The organism is Psychrobacter sanguinis, assembly GCF_020736705.1.
GTDB lineage: Bacteria > Pseudomonadota > Gammaproteobacteria > Pseudomonadales > Moraxellaceae > Psychrobacter > Psychrobacter sanguinis.
Map to the genome: position 1 here is coordinate 358,099 of NZ_CP085990.1, position 20,102 is coordinate 378,200.

Genomic DNA, 20,102 nt, shown 5'->3' on the forward strand with positions numbered 1-20,102 from the left:
TGTTTTACGCAGTCGCCACTACTTCACCGTTTGAACGATAGACACGTTGCTTTTTGCCGTCTTCGTCAAACTGATAAGTAATACGATCAGCTTTTTGGGTTTGCGCATTTAAAATTGCGACGTTAGAAATATGTAAAAATGCTTCTTGCTTAACGATGCCACCTTCCGCACCAGTCGCCGCATTTGGCTTTTGGTGTTTGGTTACAATGTTAATGCCTTCAACTTTGATACGGTCATTTTTTACCGCTAGCACAGTGCCTTGTTTGCCTTTATCTTTCCCAGCAATAACAATGACATTGTCGCCTTTACGTAATTTAGCCATGGGTTACCTCTACAGTACTTCTGGTGCTAGTGATACAATCTTCATGAATTGATCACCACGTAGTTCACGAGTTACCGGCCCAAAGATACGAGTGGCAATCGGGGCTTTATTCTGGTTAAGCAATACTGCAGCATTGTCATCAAAACGTAGTACTGAACCATCTGGACGACGTACACCTTTTTTGGTACGTACAACCACAGCATTCATTACATCGCCTTTTTTAACACGACCACGTGGAATTGCTTCTTTAACAGATACTTTAATGATGTCGCCTACAGAGGCATAACGACGATGTGAACCGCCTAGTACCTTAATACACTGTACACGTCGTGCACCACTATTATCTGCAACTTCCAGAATTGTCTCAGTCTGAATCATCGCGTTACTCCAATCATATACAATAGGCAATAACAATACTGGTGAATTTACTTCATGTAATTGTGAAAATCACATGAAGTATTCACTAATTTGGTATGTCGCCATAAAGGGGACGTATTTTACCAGTATTAATTGCCAATTGCAATTTGCTTATATTTTTTCCGCTGTTTCCACAACGTCAACTAATTTCCAAGACTTTGTCTTAGAGATTGGACGTGTTTCGATAATACGAACCACATCACCTTCTTTACAGACATTGTTTTCGTCATGGGCTTTAATTTTCGTAGAACGACGGATCTGTTTGCCATATAGTGGGTGACGAACTTTACGTTCGATTAGCACTGTAATAGACTTATCCATCTTGTTACTGACAACCTTACCAGTAACAATACCTACACCTTCGGTTTGTTGAATATCGTCACTCATTAGGCGCCTCTTTGTTTTTCATTAATCAAAGTCTTAATTTGAGCGATCGCACGGCGATTGGCTCTGACTTCGTGTGTGCTACCTAGTTGACCGGTGGCTTTAGCCATACGAAGACGAAATGCGTCAAGTTGCTTCTCGTCTAGTAATCCAGTCAGCTCTTCTACTGATTTGTCTCGTAATTCACTGATCTTCATTACATTATCGTCCGCTTAACAATGGTAGTTTTGAAGGGAAGCTTAGCTGCAGCAAGCGTGAACGCTTCGCGTGCTAATTCTTCTGAAACCCCTTCGATCTCATAAAGCATTTTACCTGGTTTGATTTCGCATACCCAGTATTCTACAGGACCTTTACCTTTACCCATACGAACTTCTAATGGTTTGTTGGTGATTGGTTTGTCTGGGAATACACGAATCCAGATTTTACCACCACGCTTAACCTTACGAGTAATAGCACGACGTGCGGCTTCAATTTGACGAGCAGTCATACGACCACGACCAACTGATTTTAAGCCAAATTGACCAAATGCTACAGTGCTTCCACGATGTGATAAACCCGTGTTACGCCCTTTGAACATTTTGCGAAATTTAGTACGTTTTGGTTGTAACATAGCTTAACCTCTATCTGTGTTTGCTCTGTCGGAATTGCGACGGTTTCCACGGCCGCGGCGTTTTGGCGCACGAGTCTTGTCTTCTTTAGGAGGATTATAAACGCTATCCATACCGTCTAGAATTTCACCACGGAAAATCCATACTTTAACACCGATGGTTCCGTAAGTAGTCTCTGCACGAACTGATGCATAATCGATATCAGCACGTAGAGTATGTAAAGGTACACGACCTTCACGATACCACTCAGTACGAGCGATTTCAGCACCACCTAAACGACCAGACAGTTCAACTTTAATACCTTGAGCGCCAGAACGCATGCTATTTTGTACGGCGCGCTTCATCGCACGACGGAACATAACACGGCGTTCTAGTTGGCTAGCAATACCTTCAGCAACTAGACGAGCATCTAAATCTGGAGAAGTAATTTCTTCGATATTAACCTGAGCGGGTACGCCCATCATTTTGGTTAATTCTTTCTGTAACTTCTCAATATCTTCGCCTTTCTTACCGATAACGATACCTGGACGAGCCGTTGAAATTGTGATCTTCGCAGCACCAGTAGGACGCTCAATCATAATATGGCTAATCATAGCATTATCTAACTTCTTACGAAGATAGTCACGTACTTGTATATCGTTTAGTAAGTATTCAGAATACTGCTTAGGATTTGCATACCAGTTAGCGTTGTGTTTTTTTACAACACCAAGACGAATTCCGATTGGATGTACTTTTTGTCCCATGAGTTATTCTCCTACCTTAACAGTGATGTGACAGGTACGTTTACTGATACGATCAGCACGACCCTTTGCACGTGGTAGGATACGCTTTAGCGTGGTGCCTTCATCCACATAGATAGTTGATACTTTAAGCGTATCGATATCTAAACCGTGGTTGTGTTCAGCATTAGCAATAGCAGACTCAAGACATTTCTTAACGAATACTGCGCCTTTTTTGTTGCTGAACGCAAGGATATCCAAAGCACGCTCAATAGACTTACCACGAACTTCATCTGCGACAAGTCGAACTTTCTGTGCCGAAATGGCGGCACCGCGTAATTTTGCAGTTACTTCCATAGTGAGCACCTTATTTTTTTGCTTTCTTGTCAAAGCCATGACCGCGATATGTGCGAGTCGGGGCAAATTCACCTAGTTTATGGCCTACCATTTGCTCACTAATGATAACCGGTACATGTGTACGGCCGTTGTGAACAGATATTGTTAGACCAACCATTTGTGGCAGAATCATCGAGCGACGTGACCAAGTTTTGATTGGCTTGCGAGAGTTTGACTCTACAGCTTTTTCTACTTTGGCAAACAGATGCGCATCAATGAATGGACCTTTTTTCAATGAACGAGGCATGAAATTTTCCTTTATTTCTTCTTGGCGCGACGGCGACGAATGATCATACTGTCAGTACGCTTATTAGAACGCGTTTTAAGACCTTTGGTCTTCTGACCCCATGGCGTAGTTGGATGTTTACCCATTGTACGACCTTCACCACCACCATGTGGGTGATCTACTGGGTTCATCGCAGTACCACGAACCGTTGGACGAACACCGCGCCAACGAGATGCACCTGCTTTACCAAGTGATTTTAGGTTGTTTTCAGTATTTGAAACTTCACCAATAACTGCGCGGCAATTTACGTGTACACGACGAGTTTCGCCTGAACGTAAACGTAAGATTGCGTAAATACCATCTTTACCTAGCAACTGAACTGAAGCACCAGCTGAGCGAGCCATTTGCGCGCCTTTACCGATTTTTAGTTCGATATTACTAATTGTAGTACCTACTGGAATGTTTTTCAGTGGTAAACAGTTACCTGCACGAATTGGTGATGATTCACCTGACATTACTGTATCGCCAACTTTAAGTTTCTTAGGTGCGATAATATAACGACGCTCACCGTCAGCGTATTTAAGTAAAGCAATATGAGCAGTACGGTTTGGATCGTATTCGATACGCTCTACCGTTGCTGGGATATTGTCTTTAGTACGTTTGAAGTCGATGATACGATAGTGTTGTTTATGTCCACCACCAATATGACGTGACGTAATACGACCATTGTTATTACGACCACCTGATCTACCTTGTGCTTCAACAAGTGGGGCATGCGGACGACCTTTGTAAAGGTGTGGATGCACCACTTTTTCAACAAAACGGCGACCTGGTGATGTTGGCTTTGCTTTTACGATAGGCATGATTTGTATCCTTATTCGTTGTTCGCTGTTTCGCTAGTAGAAGCTGCATTTTCTGCAATCTCTTCACCAGCATCAGCCATTTGTACATCTTGACCAGCTTTTAAAGTCACATAGGCTTTTTTATAGTCATTACGACGACCTACAGTGCGACCAAAGCGCTTTGTTTTACCTTTAACATTTAAGGTGTTTACCTTAGTAACTTCCACACCTTCAAACATTAACTCGACTGCTTTTTTGATTTCACGCTTAGTGGCATTGTTGTCAACTTTGAAAACTTGAACACCTAGCGAGTCACCTAACAGCTGAGATTTCTCTGAGAACACAGGCCCTTTTAAGACCTGATAAAGTCTTGCGTTATTCATGCTAGTGCTTCCTCAAATTGTTTCGCTGCGTCAACAGACATGATGACTTTATCAAACGCAATCAAGCTAACTGGATCCACTTCGTTAGTACCTAGAACATTCACATGTGGAATGTTGCGGGCAGCTAAGTATAGATTCTCATCAACTTCATTGGTCACGATTAATGCTCTTGGAGCATTAAGTTCTTCCAATTTGCTAATTAGTTCTTTAGTCTTTGGAGCTGAAACACTAATGTTTTCAACTAAAATTAGACGGTCTTGGCGAACCAACTCAGCTAAGATACACTGCATCGCACCGCGATACATTTTACGGTTCACTTTCTGTGACCAGTCTTGTGGCTTAGCAGCAAACGCTCTACCACCGCCAACCCATACTGGGCTACGAGTAGAACCAGCACGAGCACGACCTGTACCTTTTTGACGCCATGGTTTTTTACCACCGCCAGAAACTTCAGCACGAGTCTTTTGTGCGCGGGTACCTTGACGTGCGCCTGCTAAATAAGCAGTGACGACTTGGTGAACGAGGGCTTCGTTGAATTCACGACCAAATGCCGTGTCAGACAGCTCAACCGCTGCGCCTGTAACAGTTTTTAAATTCACGTTAATCCCCTTGCTTAGGCTTTGATTGACGGACGTACGATGACATCGCCACCATTGGCGCCTGGAATGGCACCTTTAATGACGAGAAGACCTTTTTCAGCATCTACTGACACGATTTCAAGTCCTTGAACGGTAACGCGTTTGTTACCCATTTGCCCTGGCATTTTCTTACCTTTGAAAACTTTACCTGGGCTTTGGTTCTGACCTGTTGAACCCAATACGCGATGCGATACTGAGTTACCGTGTGTAGCATCTTGCATACTAAAGTTATGACGTTTTACGCCACCTTGGAAGCCTTTACCTTTACTTTGACCTGTAACATCCACAAGTTGCCCTGCTTCAAATAGGTCAGCAGCAATTTCGCTACCCGCTTCACGTCCTTCAAGTTCTTCTTCTGTAACACGGAATTCCCATGTACCACGGCCAGCTTTAACGCCAGCTTTAGCAAAGTGACCTTTTTGTGCTGCAGTTACGCGGCTGTCACGACGCTCACCAGTGGTTACTTGGATGGCTTGATAGCCGTCAGTGTCATTGGTTTTAATTTGAGTAATGCGGTTTGCATCGACCTCAACAACCGTTACAGGGATAGAAGCGCCTGTTTCAGTGAAGACACGGGTCATGCCGCATTTCTTACCGACTAAACCGATCGCCATGTTAAACCTCTTTATATCTTCAATTAATAGTTTGGGGTAATATCTAAAAGTCGCGTTTTATTAATCATTACGCTTAAATATACGCGCTTTTGATTAACCCAATGCGATTTGAACGTCTACACCAGCAGCCAAGTCCAATTTCATCAACGCATCAACTGTTTTATCAGTTGGTTGCACGATGTCAAGCATACGCTTATGAGTACGAATCTCGTACTGATCTCGCGCGTCTTTGTTGACGTGTGGCGAGGTTAGGACGTTGAAACGCTCGATGCGAGTAGGCAACGGTACAGGACCACAAACTTGCGCACCAGTGCGCTTTGCGGTATCGACAATCTCTTGTGCCGACTGATCGATCAATCTATGATCAAAAGACTTTAGTCGGATACGGATTCTCTGGTTAGCCATGCCAGCAAGCTCCTAATAAGTGGTTTTATCATTTTGCTACCCTAATGGTAGGTCTTAAATGATAAATAGCCGTTATATAAATGATTCATTTTTTGGTTAAATCGTGATGCTAATCACATCCAACAATTCAAAAAACAAAATAAGTTTAATCCTTGCCCACCATTTCCATATAGGAAGGTAGCAAAGAAGAATGAAATTAGTGCCAGAAACGTTGCTCCGGCTGTATAACGTCAAGCTTAAATGGTGTCTACTACTAAATATGTTGCCATATTTGCCTCACACCGACTTGAAACGCTCATATAAAATCAGTGGTTGTATTATACATAGCTGACAGCCAATTGCAAGGGCAATATCAGCGTTTAATCCTTAAAAAAGTAAATTAAATATGTCATTTTACATTTCAATAACACTATCAATATCTGCTCTTTTTTTGATTTGAAATCACACTTTTTAATCTAATACGATGTCATATTGCTCTTGAGTATAGAGATTTTCCACTTCAAAAGTAATGACCCTACCCAATAAATATTCTAAATCTGCCACCGTATCCGCCTCTGAAGACAGCAGTAAATCAATCACCGACGCATGGGCCACAACTGTGAACTTCTTCGGAGAGTTATAAGTACGGGCACAGCGCATAATTTCACGGAAAATCTCAAAACAAACGGTTTCCGCGGTCTTGATAAACCCCTTACCCTCACATGTCTTACAAGGCTCGCACAGCTGTTGCTCTAGAGACTCACGGGTACGTTTTCGGGTCATCTCTACCAAACCTAGCTCACTAACCTGAGTAATCTTAGTCTTGGCGTAATCTTGTGACAACTGCTGTTGTAAACTCTGTAATACATCATCTTTATGCTCTTGCTCTAACATATCAATAAAGTCAAGAATGATAATGCCACCTAGGTTTCTTAAGCGCAGTTGTCTAGCAATAGCATGAGTAGCTTCTAAATTGGTCTTGTAAACGGTGTCCTCTAGAGAACGCCCGCCCACAAAGGAACCAGTATTAACGTCGATAGTGGTCATCGCTTCGGTTTGATCAATAATTAAATAACCGCCTGACTTTAAGTCTACTCGACGCTTCAATGCATCTCGTAAGTCTTCCTCAACTCGATGCACATCAAACAAAGGCTGCTCACCCATGTAAGGCAGAATGCGCGAGTATATAAAAGGCACAAACTCCTTGGCAAACTGACGCACTTCGTTATACATCCCTTCATGGTCGACAATGACCTTTTCAGTATCAGGATGTACTAAATCACGGATTGAACGTAGAGGCAACGATAGCTCTTGATAGATAAGAACAGCACTCTGTCCACTGCCTGCTGACGCCTCTTTACGGGCTTGAATTGTGCGCCATAGCTGTACTAAATAATAAATATCTTCTTCTAATTTGGCTACCGGTACTCGCTCAGCGGCAGTACGGGCAATTAATCCACCCGTTAAATTCACCGTTTGCATTAACTGCGCAAGCTCAGTCTTTAAGCGTAAGCGCTCTTCTTCATTATCAATACGCTGTGAGATGCCGATATGCTCACTAGAAGGCAGGTAAACCAGATAGCGTGAGGGTAATGAGATATTGGTGGTTAACCGAGCGCCTTTAGTGCCTAGTTGGTCTTTGGTAACCTGTACCAATATCTTTTGACCTTCATGCAAACGATATTGAATCAGCTCATGACGAGGTGGCTCAATAATTTGACGTTCTTTAACAGGCACAGGCTTGGTATCTGCTTGAGTAATGGCATTGCCTACTTTATCGGGAGAATCTGCTTCAAATAAGTTTTTTTCGACTACGCTGCTGTCTGACAAACCATTGTCTATTAAATCATTTTGTAGATTTGCAGATTCATCTGCCAATGCTGACTGTTTTTCTCTTAGACCAGTAGGCTCAACTTCTACCTTAGCCGTGCTAGACATGGTACTGTCTACACTATGGGATAGTATTGAAGCTCCTGAATCATGGACTATAGAGTCAACGTTATGTGTGCCCTGACCTTTATTTTCAGCAAGATGTGCGGAGCGATCAACCGGCATACTGGTTAATACTCTAGGCTCTTGTTTGGTATGATGACGAGGTTCGGAAGACTTTTCTTCTACGGCAGTGGGACGGGGTAAGCGGCGCATATCGTTGACGTGCAAGAAGGCAGTACGCGATTGACCAATTTCAACAAAAGCTGCTTGCATGCCCGGTAATACTCGGACCACCGTACCTAAATAAATATTGCCCACTAAGCCAAGCTTATTATGACGCTCAATATAAACCTCACTGACCACACCATTATCCAAAACGGCAACTCGAGATTCCATTGGGCTGACATTAATGAGTAGCTCTTCTGACATAGCAGACCTTTTATTTTAATATTAATTAAGGGAGATGGAGAAATAACAGTTAATTATAGCGAGATATTTATCGTTTTTATCACATAACAAAAATATCTCTATTTAATACCAGTGTACCACTGACACTAAAAAATTGTTATCTTGTCTATTGGTGTATCACTTCACAATGACCTGCTTATCTCTTTATAATTACGTCGTAGCACCCCTACCTTTCTTGTTTTTATACTTATACTATAATTACTTTTTTTGGCCAAATCGCTCATCATGGATTATGACCTTATTATCGCTTATAGATTTAATATTATTCACAAAATTGCTGTTCAATACGCTTAATAGCAGCGAGGGTTTGGGCCAGTGGTAGCCCCACTACATTCGAATAACTGCCATTAATACGCTCGACCCAAGCAGCACCTTTACCTTGAATAGCGTACCCACCTGCTTTATCGGTAGGCTCTCCAGTTGCCCAGTAAGCTTCCATGGCAGCCTTATCTAGCTCAATAAAAGTGACTTCTGTTTTCTCTAAGATATTATCGGTATGGATAACTTTGCCTACACTATCAACAACGCTTAGCTGAACTGCTGTCCAAACTGCGTGCTGAGTATCAGACATCTTTTGCCACATGGCAAATGCATCGTTCTTGTCTGTGGGTTTGACTAGAATAGAGACACCATCAGCAAGAACCCCAATTGTGTCGGCCGTTATGACTAAATAATGCTCTTTTTGTTTTTGCTCAGGATTAGTTGCCGTAGAGTTTTTATCACTACTACCAGACTGCTTAATCACTTCAGCCGCCGCATCTGCTTTAGCCTGTACCATACGTACAATATAATCCTGTGGTATCTCTTCAGATAAGACACTCTCATCCACGTCTACTGCTTGAGTAATAAACTGAATATCAGCCAGTGCTAGAAGGTCTTGACGACGCGGGGAAGTAGAAGCCAAAATAATTTTCATCATGTTCTCAAAATTTTCAAGTATTGAACCGGGTTAGTACCTTCTTAAGAATCGATGAAGGGCAAAAAAGACCAAAGGCCAAGTAACAATACTGACCAGTAAACTAAACAAGGCACTAGTGAAAAGTATATTTTGGGTCATGTATTGTACGCCCCATAAAGTCAATTGGAACACAATCAATCCAATGGTGGCCACTGTCCAGGCAACCGATAAATTCAGCTGCTTAATATATTGCCCCATGAAACGAATCGAAAATGCCATTATGACTGCTGCAAAGGCCTGCTGACCAAGACGGGTGTCTAATAACAAATCTGAAATAATACCAATGGCAAAAGCAGTCACCACACCCACATAACCCGGCTTAAAAATTAGCCAAAAAATAAGCACCATAATTAGTGCCATCGGGCGCAGCAATGATGCATCTAATCCCATAGGGTAAATGTTGATGACGGAAGCTACCACAAAACTGGCAATAATCACCATTAAGGACTGTAGAGGGCTTAAAGGAGTTTTCATCATAATAGCAGGAGCGCCTGTTAGGAAGCCTCAATAGGTAAGCTCAGGCAGTGACTATTTGCGAGGTAGCTATTGTTAAAAGAAAGGTAGTTAAGCGGCTGGCTATTACGTTTAAAAATACGTTTAAAAAGACGCTGAACAATCCTATGCTGAATGTTAAGTGACAAATGAGAATTGGCTGTCCCATAGCAGGCGATACTTATCATATAAACTCTCACAATACACTTACTCAGTCCCACTAGGACGACTCATGGGAACATAAGGGGTCTGAGTCAACTCTAAAGATCCTGTGAAGCGATCGTCTTTATAGTTTGGAGAGTGTTTACTGTCCTGCATAATCAGCACATAAGAGCTGTTTACAAAATCTGCTTCCGGTGTCACTTCAATATTCATGAAGTTTTCGTTTTGTTCAGGACTGATGTACTCAACACGACCTACTCGGTAGCCGGCTGGAAAACGGCCTCCTAAACCAGAAGAGATTAATTCATCACCAATACGAATATCTGAAGTCTTAAAAATATAGTCTAACTTTAAGGCACTGGGCGAACCTTCCCCTGATACAATGGCGCGCTGTCCTGTCCTTCTTACGGTCACTGATACTGACTGTAGCTCGTCGGTAATGAGTAACAAACGACTGGTATTCGGATAAACATTGATAATTTGGCCTAAAATACCATTTTCATCAATGGCTGTTTGCCCCACTTCCACCCCATCCTTACTGCCTTTATTAAGCACAACGATCTGCTTTAAAGGATTGGTATCAGTACCGATAACTTGCGCCAAGTTCAAATCATATTGATCCGGTTTAGTGGTCGATAAAATACCTTGTAAACGGGCATTCTGGGCCAAAACATAGTCCTGCTGCTGCAGTTTGGCTTGAGCATTTAGCAACTGTGCATGCAGCTGTACATTCTCACGGCGCAACGCCTCTTTACTCATCAAAGTACCATCAGCCCAGTGACTAACAAAGCTTGGTAAAACTGACATCTGGTAAATCGGTTGCATAGCGGAGTGACTGGCATCACGAATAGGATTAAACCAATCCGGATTTTTGCTATCCAGTAACATCAAAATCATAGCGACCAACAACACGGCCACTGTTTTTCTTATGGTAAGATTGTACTGAGCAAAGAGAGTCGTTGGCATAGTGAATCTACAAACTTATAGATTAGACAAAAATCATATTTAAACTTTTGTTATTAATAAATGATAAAGCAGCACCGCCACCACGGCTAACACAAGTTAAAGGGTCATCCGCAACGGTCACAGGCAGACCGGTCTCTTTAGAAATTAACTTATCAAGGTTACGTAGTAAAGCACCACCGCCGGTTAATACAATGCCACGTTCTGCGATGTCTGATGACAATTCAGGTGGAGTCTGTTCAAGGGCAGTTTTAACCGCACTAACGATACCGGTCAAAGAATCACTCAATGCTTTTTGGACTTCTTCAGAAGTTACGGTTAGGGTCTTAGGCACACCTTCTGCCATACTACGCCCACGTACCTCTACCTCAAGCTTGGCATCTTCGTCAATCGCCGAACCTACGCTTTGCTTAATACGCTCAGCAGTGGTTTCACCGATAACACAGCCATGGTTACGGCGTACATGAGTGATGATTGCCTCATCGAAGATATCGCCACCGATACGAATAGAATCGGCGTAAACACAGCCTGACAATGAAATAACAGCGATTTCTGTGGTACCACCACCGATATCTACTACCATTGACCCACTGGCTTCATGCACTGGTAAATCTGCACCAATAGCAGCAGCCATAGGTTCTTCTAATAAGAAAACTTTATTAGCACCGGCTGAGGATACCGCTTCACGAATGGCACGGCGCTCTACAAGCGTTGATTTGCAAGGCACACAAACCACGACGTTTGGCTGAGCCAAAAAGCGTCTTGCTTTTACTTTATTGATGAAGTGTTTCAGCATCTTTTGAGTCACCTCAAAATCTGCAATCACCCCATCTTTTAAAGGACGGATTGCGGTAATGTTATCTGGGGTACGACCTAGCATTTGCTTTGCATCGATGCCGACAGCAGCCACAGTTGGATTTTGAGTACGATTACTACGCAGAGCCACTACTGTAGGCTCATCGAGAACCACACCCTTTCCAGGCGCATAAATCAATGTATTGGCAGTACCAAGGTCAATGGCGATATTGTTAGATAGAAATCCAAACGGGTTCATGTATCGTGTTCCAGCGTATTGCGAGTTAAAGAGAAACGTCATCATCCCTTGCGTTCAATTAGCAGAGACTGGCTCTCAAAAAAAGAGTTTAATATTGTAAAAAATATTTTGAGACATTGTCGAATAGAAATAAGGACACACTTTAACCAATGTAAAGCATGACGACAAGAAAAAACCTTGAAAATTTATTCAAATATTCAGGTGGTGCAAATTATAACGCTTAATTGTTGATAAATCATGCGAATCTCATGCATTTCCTGTGACTATACAAAATTAATTTGCAACATCTCATGTCGAGATTAGAATACATTCGACAGTTGTGCATTTTCTGTTACGGTTTTATCACCATTTTTGCTCAGTTGTTAGAATTGTAATATCAGAATTTAAGGTTTAATTGATTAGGTATCTATGCAAACAATTATCTAGGAGCGTATAGCAACTGTATATCAAGGTAACCACTGAAAATAACTGCCAGTTGCTTTATAATATCGTGAATTATATTAAAACCTATGCGTTGAGTGTATCACACTCATATATTGTTCTATTTACTTTCCTATTAACCGTTCTTATTTAAAGGATGCTTTGGCTCATGACTAACAACAGCACACCAAATTCGCAAACGCCTATTAGCGATATTCGCGAAGACCAAATCTGCACCACTGACATTCTAGAAGTTGCTAAACTGTCTCGTCTGGCCGTAGATGAAAAAGCGGCACAAAACTTTGCCGATGACATCGCCAAAATCTTAACCATGATGCAAACGCTTTCTAGTGTAGATACCGATGATTTAACACCTCTTGCCAACGTTCATGAAGCAGCACAAGAGCTCCGTGCTGATATCCCTAATGCTGATATTGACCGTGAGTTAAATCAGTCTGTCGCACCAGCGGTAGAGCAAGGTCTATATTTGGTACCTCAAGTCATTGAGTAGCTTATTACTTATAACAATTAAGCGATGATTGGCTTAAATTTAGAGTCTATTAGCTTAAAAGCAATTAAGTTGTTAGCTATCAAAAAAGCAAAAGCTTATAACAATAACAACTGCCAATATACTGGTTAAAACGCTATTCCTTATTCCCCTATCAATTATTAATAATGGACACCCAATATGTCTGACCTACATCACCTATCCGTTGCTCAGCTTGCCGATGGTCTCAAAAACCAACAGTTTAGCAGTGTGGAATTGACTGATCACTTTTTAAAGCGCATCAATAAGCTTGATGAAAAAATTAACAGCTTTATCACAGTTGATGAAGAAGGCGCACGTCAAGTAGCCAAAGCGGCAGATGAGAAGCGCAGCTCGGGCGATACTTCAGCATTACTTGGCCTGCCAATGGCTCATAAAGACTTATTTTGTACCAAAGGCTTACTCACCACTTCTGGCTCAAAAATGCTGCACAACTTTGTGTCGCCCTATGATGCCACGATTGTTACCAATATTCGTAATGCAGGTGCCGTGTGCTTAGGTAAGCTAAATATGGATGAGTTCGCTATGGGCTCTGACAATGAAAGCTCTTACTATGGCGCTGTACATAACCCATGGGACACAAGCCGCGTCCCTGGTGGCTCATCTGGTGGCTCTGCGGCCGCTGTTGCAGCAGGCTTTGTGCCTTTTGCAACGGGTAGTGATACTGGGGGCTCTATTCGTCAGCCTGCCTCATTCTGTGGCTTGACCGGTATGAAACCGACTTACGGCCGTGTGTCTCGTTTTGGTATGATTGCTTATGCCTCAAGTTTAGACCAAGCTGGTACGTTCGGGCGCTCAAGTGAAGACTGTGCTTATTTATTGCAGCCTATGGCCGGTCATGACCCTCGTGATGCCACCTCTATCAAACGCGATGTACCAAACTATGTCGCCGAAATGCACGACGCTGCTCAAAAAGCAGACGCTAACAAACCTTTTACTGGACTACGTATTGGGGTAGCCAAAGAGTACTTTGGTGAAGGTTTAGATTCAGAAGTGGATAGCAAAGTTCGTGCTGCTCTTAAACAGTATGAAGATTTGGGCGCTACTATTGTGGAGGTCAATATTACTGACCCCGCTATTACCTTAGCCACCTATTATATGCTAGCACCTGCTGAAGCCTCTTCTAACCTATCTCGTTTTGATGGGGTTCGTTTTGGCTATCGCTGTGAAGACCCAAAAGACCTAGCAGATTTATACACCCGTTCACGCTCTGAAGGTTTCGGTGACGAAGTACAGCGCCGTATCTTAATGGGTACTTACGCTCTATCTGCTGGTTACTTTGATGCTTACTACACCAAAGCGCAGAAAGTACGCCGCTTAATCCTAGAAGACTTTATCAAAGCGTTCGAGAAGTGTGATGTGATTGCCAGTCCAACTGCACCTACGGCAGCTTATAAGCTAGGAGCAGATTTAGATCCAGTAACCATGTATCTTGGTGACGTTTATACCATCGGTGTTAACTTAGCCGGTCTTCCTGCCATTAGTATGCCTGCAGGCTTCACTGAATCAGGCCTGCCAGTCGGTCTACAATTAATTGGCAACCATTGGGATGACAGCAAGTTATTATCGACGGCTCATATATTCCAACAACACACTGACTATCACACTAAACTATCGGCTACTGCACAGGAGAGCATCTAATGACTGCTATCACTGAAAGTAACACCACACACCAGCCTGTTCGCAAAGAATTATTAATCGACGGCTACGAAGTGGTCATTGGTATTGAAATCCACTGCCAACTCAATACAGAAAGTAAAATTTTCTCAAGCTCGTCTACTAAATTTGGTAACGAGCCAAACACTCAAGCCAGTATCGTAGACTTAGGTTTACCTGGTGTATTGCCTGTGTTAAATGCGGGCTTGATTGAACGCGCTTTAAAATTCGGTATCGGGGTTAATGCTGAGCTTGGCATGCTAAATACTTTCGACCGTAAAAACTACTTCTACCCTGACCTTCCTAAGGGCTACCAAATCACTCAAATGGCTAATCCCATCGTCGGTAAAGGCTATATCGATATCGTAGTCAATGAAGGCGAGAAAAACGAATACGGCAAACGTATCGGTATCACCCGTGGTCATCTAGAAGAAGATGCAGGTAAATCTGTGCATGACGCCGTAGCAGGTATGACAGGTATCGACTTAAACCGTGCTGGCACGCCGTTAATTGAAATCGTCTCCGAGCCAGACATGCGTTCTTCCAAAGAAGCAGTAGCCTATATCAAAGCCATTCATCAGTTGGTAACTTGGTTAGACATCTCTGATGCCATAATGGCAGAGGGTTCGTTCCGCTGTGACTGTAACGTCTCTGTGCGTCAGCCAGGTGCAGAATTCGGTACCCGTACTGAGCTTAAAAACTTAAACTCTTTCCGCAATATCGAAAACGCCATTAACCGCGAAATCGAGCGTCAAATTGATATTATTGAAGACGGTGGTCAAGTGATTCAGGCCACTATGTTGTATGATCCTGTCAATGATGAAACTCGCATCATGCGTACCAAAGAAGATGCCGATGATTATCGCTACTTCCCAGACCCAGACTTACTGCCAGTTCGCATTGAGCAAGAAACAGTAGAGGCTATTCGTAATAGCATGCCAGAACTGCCTGTTGCCCGCCGTGCTAGATTCGAAGAAGCCTTCGGTTTATCTGAATATGATGCTCGCATCTTGACCGACAGCCGTGAATTGGCAGACTACTTCGAAGCGGTGCTTGAATCTGTAGGCTCTGAGCATGCCAAGCTGGCTGCTAACTGGATTATGGGTGATTTACTTGGCGCCTTGAACAAAGATGACAAAACCATCACCGACTCCCCTATCACTGAAGTGCAATTGGCTGGCTTGTTAAAGCGCTTAAATGACAATACTTTATCGGGTAAACTAGCGAAGCAAGTGTTTACTGCCTTATATGATGGTGAAGGCGGTACAGACGCAGATGCGGCCGATAAGATTATTGAAGCCAAAGGTCTAAAACAAGAGACAGACACCGGTGCTATCAAAGCTATGGTGGAAGAAGTGATCGCCAATAACCAAACGATGGTAGATGAATATAAAGGCGGTAAAGAGAAAGCCTTTAATGGTTTAGTCGGTCAAGTGATGAAAGCCAGTCGTGGTAAAGCCAATCCGCAACAAGTTAACCAAATTTTGAAAGAGATTTTGGGCTAAAATTGCACTAGGGCTTGCATTAAATATTTTTATCAGTAAAATAGTTTGTCCATCGGGGCGTAGCGCAGTCTGGTAGCGCACTACACTGGGGGTGTAGTGGTCGCAGGTTCAAATCCTGCCGTTCCGACCAAACATTTAAAAGACCTGTCATATTAAATATGGCAGGTCTTTTTTTATGGATCTAAATAATTGATTTAATTATTATTTTAGGTATATAGAGTGTTTTGCTCAATCTACATTTATCAAAAAATAATAGTGGTTTTATAAGATTACAGTACATTTGTTGGTATAGATGTTGGTATTGAATATATTTAAATTCGATGTAATTAGAGCTATCAGCTTTTTTCAATAAACCTTAAATAAACCTAAAACGGCTATAGCCAGTTGAAGGTGTAATTGTAAATAGTACATTACTTCTGAAGATAAATGAGTGAACTTGCAAACATAGTTAACAACCACGTTGCATTTTCTTTAGTATAACTCTCCTTATTCTGTTATATTTAAGTTATTCTTATTTATATAATTAAATAAGATATATAAGTATCTCATTAATATCAGATACTTAAATGACCGTATTTTGATAATGCTTATTAAAAACTAAATATCACTCTATACTAAGTTTAAGAAAAATTTTCATGAGTTTGTCAAATATTACCTATATACTTAATTTTTAATCATAAACAACCCCATTTATGTACGTTTTCGTATTAATATGGAATAAAGGATAACTTACAATGAGAACAAGATTCAGAGATTTTATTACCATTGATAGTATTCTCGATGAAGTTGAAAGAGTACGTAACTTGGCTTTAGATGAGCATGATTACCAAACTGCTTTGAATTGCACCTTGAGTAAGGCTAAGCTGATGGGTGTGGGTAGCGAAATTCAGCAGCAAGAAAAACGTCACAGGGACTCTCTATAATACTCCCGGAAAACTAGACCAAAAAATTGTAGCAAATAAGATAGAATATCCTTTAGAAAAAGAGGTCTATCTAATGACAAAAGTACGTAAGCGTCACAATGCTGAATTTAAAAGCAAAGTCGCCGTTGAAGCCATCAAAGAACACAAGACCCTCAACGAGTTAACCGCAGAATATGGGGTTCATGCAACCCAAATCAGCAACTGGAAAAAGCAGGCTTTGGCAGTTACCCCTACTGCATTCAATACCAAACAGCAAGCCAACGAACAAGCCCAGCAAGCTATTATCGATGAACTACATAGGCAGCTAGGGCAAGTTATAAGCGAAAGAGACTGGCTTAAAAAAAAGTCCTCACAGCTACCCTGAGCACTCGTAAACAACTGCTAGAACCTGATAACAAGGATTTTAGTGTTCGTAAGCAATGTGAATTACTCAGTATCAACCGCTCAAGTTTGTACTATCAGCCAAAGCCCATCAGCGAGCTTGATATTACGCTGATGAACTTGCTTGACGAACAGTACACCAAGACCCCATTTTATGGGGTTAAACGCATGACAGCGTATTTGAGGCAACTAGGCTATCAAGTGGGAGAAAAGCGAGTTAGGCGCTTACTACGGCAAATGGGGCTAGATGCCATTTATCAGCATCCTAACACGAGTAAGCCTAACTCTGAACATCAAGTTTACCCGTATTTGCTTAGGCATGTACCGATTAGCCGTTGTAATCAAGTGTGGAGTACTGATATCACCTATATTCGCCTAGCCAAGGGCTTCGTGTATTTGATGGCGGTGATAGATTGGTACAGTCGTTATGTTCTAGACTGGTCGCTATCTACCACGCTTGAGGCGGATTTCTGCGTGGATACGGTGAGCAGCTTACTGCACAATGGGTTGCGCTGTGAGATTTTTAATACGGATCAAGGCTCTCAGTTTACCAGCCCAAGATTTACCAGACCGCTCATTGAGCAGGGTATTGCCATCAGTATGGATGGTCGCGGTAGGGCACTGGATAATATCTTTGTGGAAAGGCTTTGGCGGTCAGTGAAGTATGAATGCGTGTATTTGCGACAGTTTGAGACAGTCAGTCAGGCAAGAGCAGGTTTGAAAGAGTATTTCGAGTTTTACAATCATGAGCATTTACATCAGTCGCTCGATTACCATACTCCTGCACAGGTTTATCTGGCTAACAATAGTTCGGATAATGAATCGTTTTATCAACCCAATTCTATCTTAATTTTATGATAATTTGGTCTAGACATTGGGGAGTACCTTACTCTAAGTCACATGCTAGACTAGTTTTGCAATTTGAATATTTATTGATAACAAGGTAAATAAACTATTTTAAAAATGCTGCGACTGACCTTTTACAAAAAATTGTTGGGATAAATGCTGATGTTGAATGGTACTAAAAAATCATAACCTTTCTATACCAAGGCTTATATAGAATGGCTTGTTTAGTTACTTCCATTGCTGTCAAGCACTAAAAAGACCTGCCATACTAATACGGCAGGTTTTTTTTCATGCCTAACTCTTTAATCTAACTACTATTTTATTAATTCTCATTTTCTTGTTTACTCTATATTAATCAAAAAACTAAGAGATATTTTAGTAAATTACGGTATATTCGTTGGTATAGATATTGGTATTGAATATACCGTACCAACTTTCTGTTCCTTTACTTAAATTTTAAAAGCTTTTATTAACTTCAATGAACACTGTGCTATCGTTTCTTTCATACAGAGGCAAGTTACTATCTATGTTTTTAAATTCATAATTAATTTTTGGAGAAAACCCATTCCAAACTAAGTCTTTATGACCTATTGATGTGCTTAATTGATACTCTTCGTCCTTTCTTTTCGTATTGTACAAATAGTTGTTATCTAAAAAGTCCCTTTCAGAGTAGCGAAGGTTTGTTCTTACAATAAATTTATCTCCTGAAAATACCGTGCCTGCTCTGAGACCTTTCTTATCTGAAGATTCAGACTTATCCTCAAGTCTGTCATAGATTGCATCTGCCCCCACATAAAGTAGCCATTTTAATTTGGGTTGGTAAAAGAGAAGCAAAGAAGCTGCATTTAGATGTCCATCGTAGTTTTTAGCTAAATCATCTTCAGTATAGTTCTTTTGGATATGTGAATAGCTTCCTGACACTTGAAGTTGATTAGATAACTTGCGATTATACGACAGCACACCACCGTAATTTGTACTGTAATCTTCTCCACCCAAAAAGTTCTTATCAACAAGTGCTGTAACTCCTAACGTCTGTTTAATATCTTTAAAGCGATAACCTAGGCTCGCATTTGGAGTAATCTCACTATAATCTGAATTGTCCCAATAATGAACACCTGATAGTTCTGCATCCGCTACTAAGTAGTGGTTACCAAATATATTTTTATCCATACTACTACTTAAACCATAACGAATACCGTGGGCCTTTTGTGGCAGGGAGTCTTCACTTCTAACGAACACCGCATCACCAAGAACAAGTTCTTTTAAATCAGAAGCTTGATTGACGTTATCCGTTTTTTCATAACTAAAGTTAACATCGTAATTCCACTGCTGTGATTTTTTTATATCTTGTAAAACTTTACTTACAATTATCTGCATCTGAGGTGATAAATATGGTTCAACAACCTCTAAATGACTTTTAGACTCATTAAACTGCTTATTTTCATATAACATCATTGCTAGATCAAAACGAGGATAATACAAGTTTGGTTGTTGCTGTATTATGCTTTCATACAGCTTAATAGCCTCAGCCTGGCGACCATCATGCCTGTAAAGAGCTCCTAATCCATAATTGTATAAAATAGGATCCATACTTGGTGTGTCTTTATATTGCTCTAGTAAAGTTGTCAGCTTATCCCAGTTCTTGCTGATAATCGCAAAATTCACTTGTGATTCTAAGTCTTGAGTTTGTGGAGGCACAACAATTTGAATTGAATCTTTTTTTGAATGATCAAGCAGTAATTCTGGCTTTATCTGAGGCTCTTCATCAAAAAAAATCGTTTGTGCTAAAGGCACTTCCTGAGCATGTGTCACCGTTGCTACTACAAAATAGATGATGACATGATATTTTTTATTCATAGAGA

At 41.4% G+C, this 20,102-nt stretch carries 23 protein-coding genes, 1 tRNA gene and 1 pseudogene; 6 read left to right on the forward strand and 19 right to left on the reverse strand.

Annotated elements, in window-relative coordinates; translation table 11 throughout:
- Positions 1-4 precede the first annotated feature (4 nt).
- From rplX to LK453_RS01650, 18 genes and pseudogenes are all read right to left on the reverse strand, one after another.
- Positions 5-322: a 50S ribosomal protein L24 gene (gene rplX / locus LK453_RS01565; RefSeq protein ID WP_007394237.1), complete on the reverse strand. Its 318-nt coding sequence runs from the start codon at positions 320-322 to the stop codon at positions 5-7.
- Positions 323-331: 9 nt separating this feature from the next.
- Positions 332-700, reverse strand: coding sequence for a 50S ribosomal protein L14 (gene rplN / locus LK453_RS01570; RefSeq protein ID WP_007394238.1), 369 nt, complete (start codon positions 698-700; stop codon positions 332-334).
- A 150-nt stretch (positions 701-850) separates the two neighbouring features.
- Complete coding sequence (rpsQ, locus tag LK453_RS01575) at positions 851-1,126, reverse strand: 30S ribosomal protein S17 (RefSeq protein ID WP_002883934.1); 276 nt, start codon at positions 1,124-1,126, stop codon at positions 851-853.
- On the reverse strand, positions 1,126-1,320 hold the full coding sequence (gene rpmC, locus LK453_RS01580) for a 50S ribosomal protein L29 (protein ID WP_007394239.1): 195 nt from the start codon (positions 1,318-1,320) through the stop codon (positions 1,126-1,128). The genes rpsQ and rpmC overlap by 1 nt, the downstream gene beginning before the upstream one ends.
- The gene (gene rplP / locus LK453_RS01585) at positions 1,320-1,733 is read right to left on the reverse strand and encodes a 50S ribosomal protein L16 (protein ID WP_007394240.1); all 414 of its coding nucleotides are present in this window, start codon (positions 1,731-1,733) and stop codon (positions 1,320-1,322) included. The genes rpmC and rplP overlap by 1 nt, the downstream gene beginning before the upstream one ends.
- Positions 1,652-2,474, reverse strand: a pseudogene (rpsC, locus tag LK453_RS01590) (30S ribosomal protein S3). The gene rplP and the pseudogene rpsC overlap by 82 nt, the downstream one beginning before the upstream one ends.
- A gap of 3 nt (positions 2,475-2,477) precedes the next feature.
- Positions 2,478-2,807 carry a 50S ribosomal protein L22 gene (gene rplV / locus LK453_RS01595; RefSeq protein ID WP_201537449.1) on the reverse strand — a complete coding sequence of 110 codons (330 nt, stop codon included), beginning with the start codon at positions 2,805-2,807 and terminating at the stop codon, positions 2,478-2,480.
- 10 nt (positions 2,808-2,817) lie between these two features.
- On the reverse strand, positions 2,818-3,093 hold the full coding sequence (gene rpsS / locus LK453_RS01600) for a 30S ribosomal protein S19 (RefSeq protein ID WP_007394243.1): 276 nt from the start codon (positions 3,091-3,093) through the stop codon (positions 2,818-2,820).
- Positions 3,094-3,104: 11 nt separating this feature from the next.
- Positions 3,105-3,935: a 50S ribosomal protein L2 gene (rplB, locus tag LK453_RS01605; protein WP_201526767.1), complete on the reverse strand. Its 831-nt coding sequence runs from the start codon at positions 3,933-3,935 to the stop codon at positions 3,105-3,107.
- An 11-nt stretch (positions 3,936-3,946) separates the two neighbouring features.
- Entirely contained in the window at positions 3,947-4,297 is a 351-nt protein-coding gene (gene rplW / locus LK453_RS01610; protein WP_201526769.1) for a 50S ribosomal protein L23, read from the reverse strand.
- The gene (gene rplD, locus LK453_RS01615; protein ID WP_007394246.1) at positions 4,294-4,896 is read right to left on the reverse strand and encodes a 50S ribosomal protein L4; all 603 of its coding nucleotides are present in this window, start codon (positions 4,894-4,896) and stop codon (positions 4,294-4,296) included. The genes rplW and rplD overlap by 4 nt, the downstream gene beginning before the upstream one ends.
- A 14-nt stretch (positions 4,897-4,910) precedes the next feature.
- Positions 4,911-5,549 carry a 50S ribosomal protein L3 gene (gene rplC, locus LK453_RS01620; protein ID WP_007394247.1) on the reverse strand — a complete coding sequence of 213 codons (639 nt, stop codon included), beginning with the start codon at positions 5,547-5,549 and terminating at the stop codon, positions 4,911-4,913.
- Between the two features lie 93 nt (positions 5,550-5,642).
- Complete coding sequence (gene rpsJ, locus LK453_RS01625; RefSeq protein WP_007394248.1) at positions 5,643-5,954, reverse strand: 30S ribosomal protein S10; 312 nt, start codon at positions 5,952-5,954, stop codon at positions 5,643-5,645.
- Between the two features lie 450 nt (positions 5,955-6,404).
- Positions 6,405-8,294, reverse strand: coding sequence for an Rne/Rng family ribonuclease (locus LK453_RS01630; RefSeq protein WP_201537447.1), 1,890 nt, complete (start codon positions 8,292-8,294; stop codon positions 6,405-6,407).
- 301 nt (positions 8,295-8,595) lie between these two features.
- Positions 8,596-9,249, reverse strand: a complete 654-nt coding sequence (locus LK453_RS01635; protein ID WP_201537470.1) for a Maf family protein — start codon at positions 9,247-9,249, stop codon at positions 8,596-8,598.
- 33 nt (positions 9,250-9,282) lie between these two features.
- A complete protein-coding gene (gene mreD / locus LK453_RS01640; RefSeq protein WP_201526781.1) occupies positions 9,283-9,768 on the reverse strand; it encodes a rod shape-determining protein MreD in 486 nt (161 codons plus the stop codon).
- A gap of 222 nt (positions 9,769-9,990) precedes the next feature.
- The gene (gene mreC, locus LK453_RS01645; protein ID WP_201526783.1) at positions 9,991-10,911 is read right to left on the reverse strand and encodes a rod shape-determining protein MreC; all 921 of its coding nucleotides are present in this window, start codon (positions 10,909-10,911) and stop codon (positions 9,991-9,993) included.
- 22 nt (positions 10,912-10,933) lie between these two features.
- Positions 10,934-11,962 carry a rod shape-determining protein gene (locus tag LK453_RS01650; RefSeq protein WP_044297982.1) on the reverse strand — a complete coding sequence of 343 codons (1,029 nt, stop codon included), beginning with the start codon at positions 11,960-11,962 and terminating at the stop codon, positions 10,934-10,936.
- 589 nt (positions 11,963-12,551) lie between these two features.
- Between LK453_RS01650 and gatC the strand changes: the two genes are divergently transcribed.
- The 6 genes from gatC (at position 12,552) to LK453_RS01680 (ending at position 18,252) form a co-directional block, all read left to right on the forward strand.
- On the forward strand, positions 12,552-12,893 hold the full coding sequence (gene gatC, locus LK453_RS01655) for an Asp-tRNA(Asn)/Glu-tRNA(Gln) amidotransferase subunit GatC (protein WP_201537445.1): 342 nt from the start codon (positions 12,552-12,554) through the stop codon (positions 12,891-12,893).
- 177 nt (positions 12,894-13,070) lie between these two features.
- Entirely contained in the window at positions 13,071-14,570 is a 1,500-nt protein-coding gene (gene gatA / locus LK453_RS01660; RefSeq protein WP_201537443.1) for an Asp-tRNA(Asn)/Glu-tRNA(Gln) amidotransferase subunit GatA, read from the forward strand.
- Complete coding sequence (gene gatB / locus LK453_RS01665) at positions 14,570-16,090, forward strand: Asp-tRNA(Asn)/Glu-tRNA(Gln) amidotransferase subunit GatB (RefSeq protein ID WP_201526795.1); 1,521 nt, start codon at positions 14,570-14,572, stop codon at positions 16,088-16,090. Before gatA ends, gatB begins: the two co-directional genes overlap by 1 nt.
- A gap of 53 nt (positions 16,091-16,143) precedes the next feature.
- Positions 16,144-16,220 (forward strand) — tRNA-Pro (locus LK453_RS01670).
- A gap of 604 nt (positions 16,221-16,824) precedes the next feature.
- Entirely contained in the window at positions 16,825-17,013 is a 189-nt protein-coding gene (locus LK453_RS01675) for a hypothetical protein (RefSeq protein WP_201542399.1), read from the forward strand.
- A gap of 73 nt (positions 17,014-17,086) precedes the next feature.
- A protein-coding gene (locus LK453_RS01680) for an IS3-like element ISPpy1 family transposase (protein ID WP_227954044.1) occupies positions 17,087-18,252 on the forward strand; the annotation gives its coding sequence in 2 pieces (ribosomal slippage) (positions 17,087-17,360 and positions 17,360-18,252; 1,167 coding nt in all).
- A gap of 444 nt (positions 18,253-18,696) precedes the next feature.
- Here LK453_RS01680 and LK453_RS01685 read toward each other — a convergent pair.
- The gene (locus tag LK453_RS01685; protein ID WP_201537440.1) at positions 18,697-20,097 is read right to left on the reverse strand and encodes a porin family protein; all 1,401 of its coding nucleotides are present in this window, start codon (positions 20,095-20,097) and stop codon (positions 18,697-18,699) included.
- Positions 20,098-20,102: the final 5 nt, after the last annotated feature.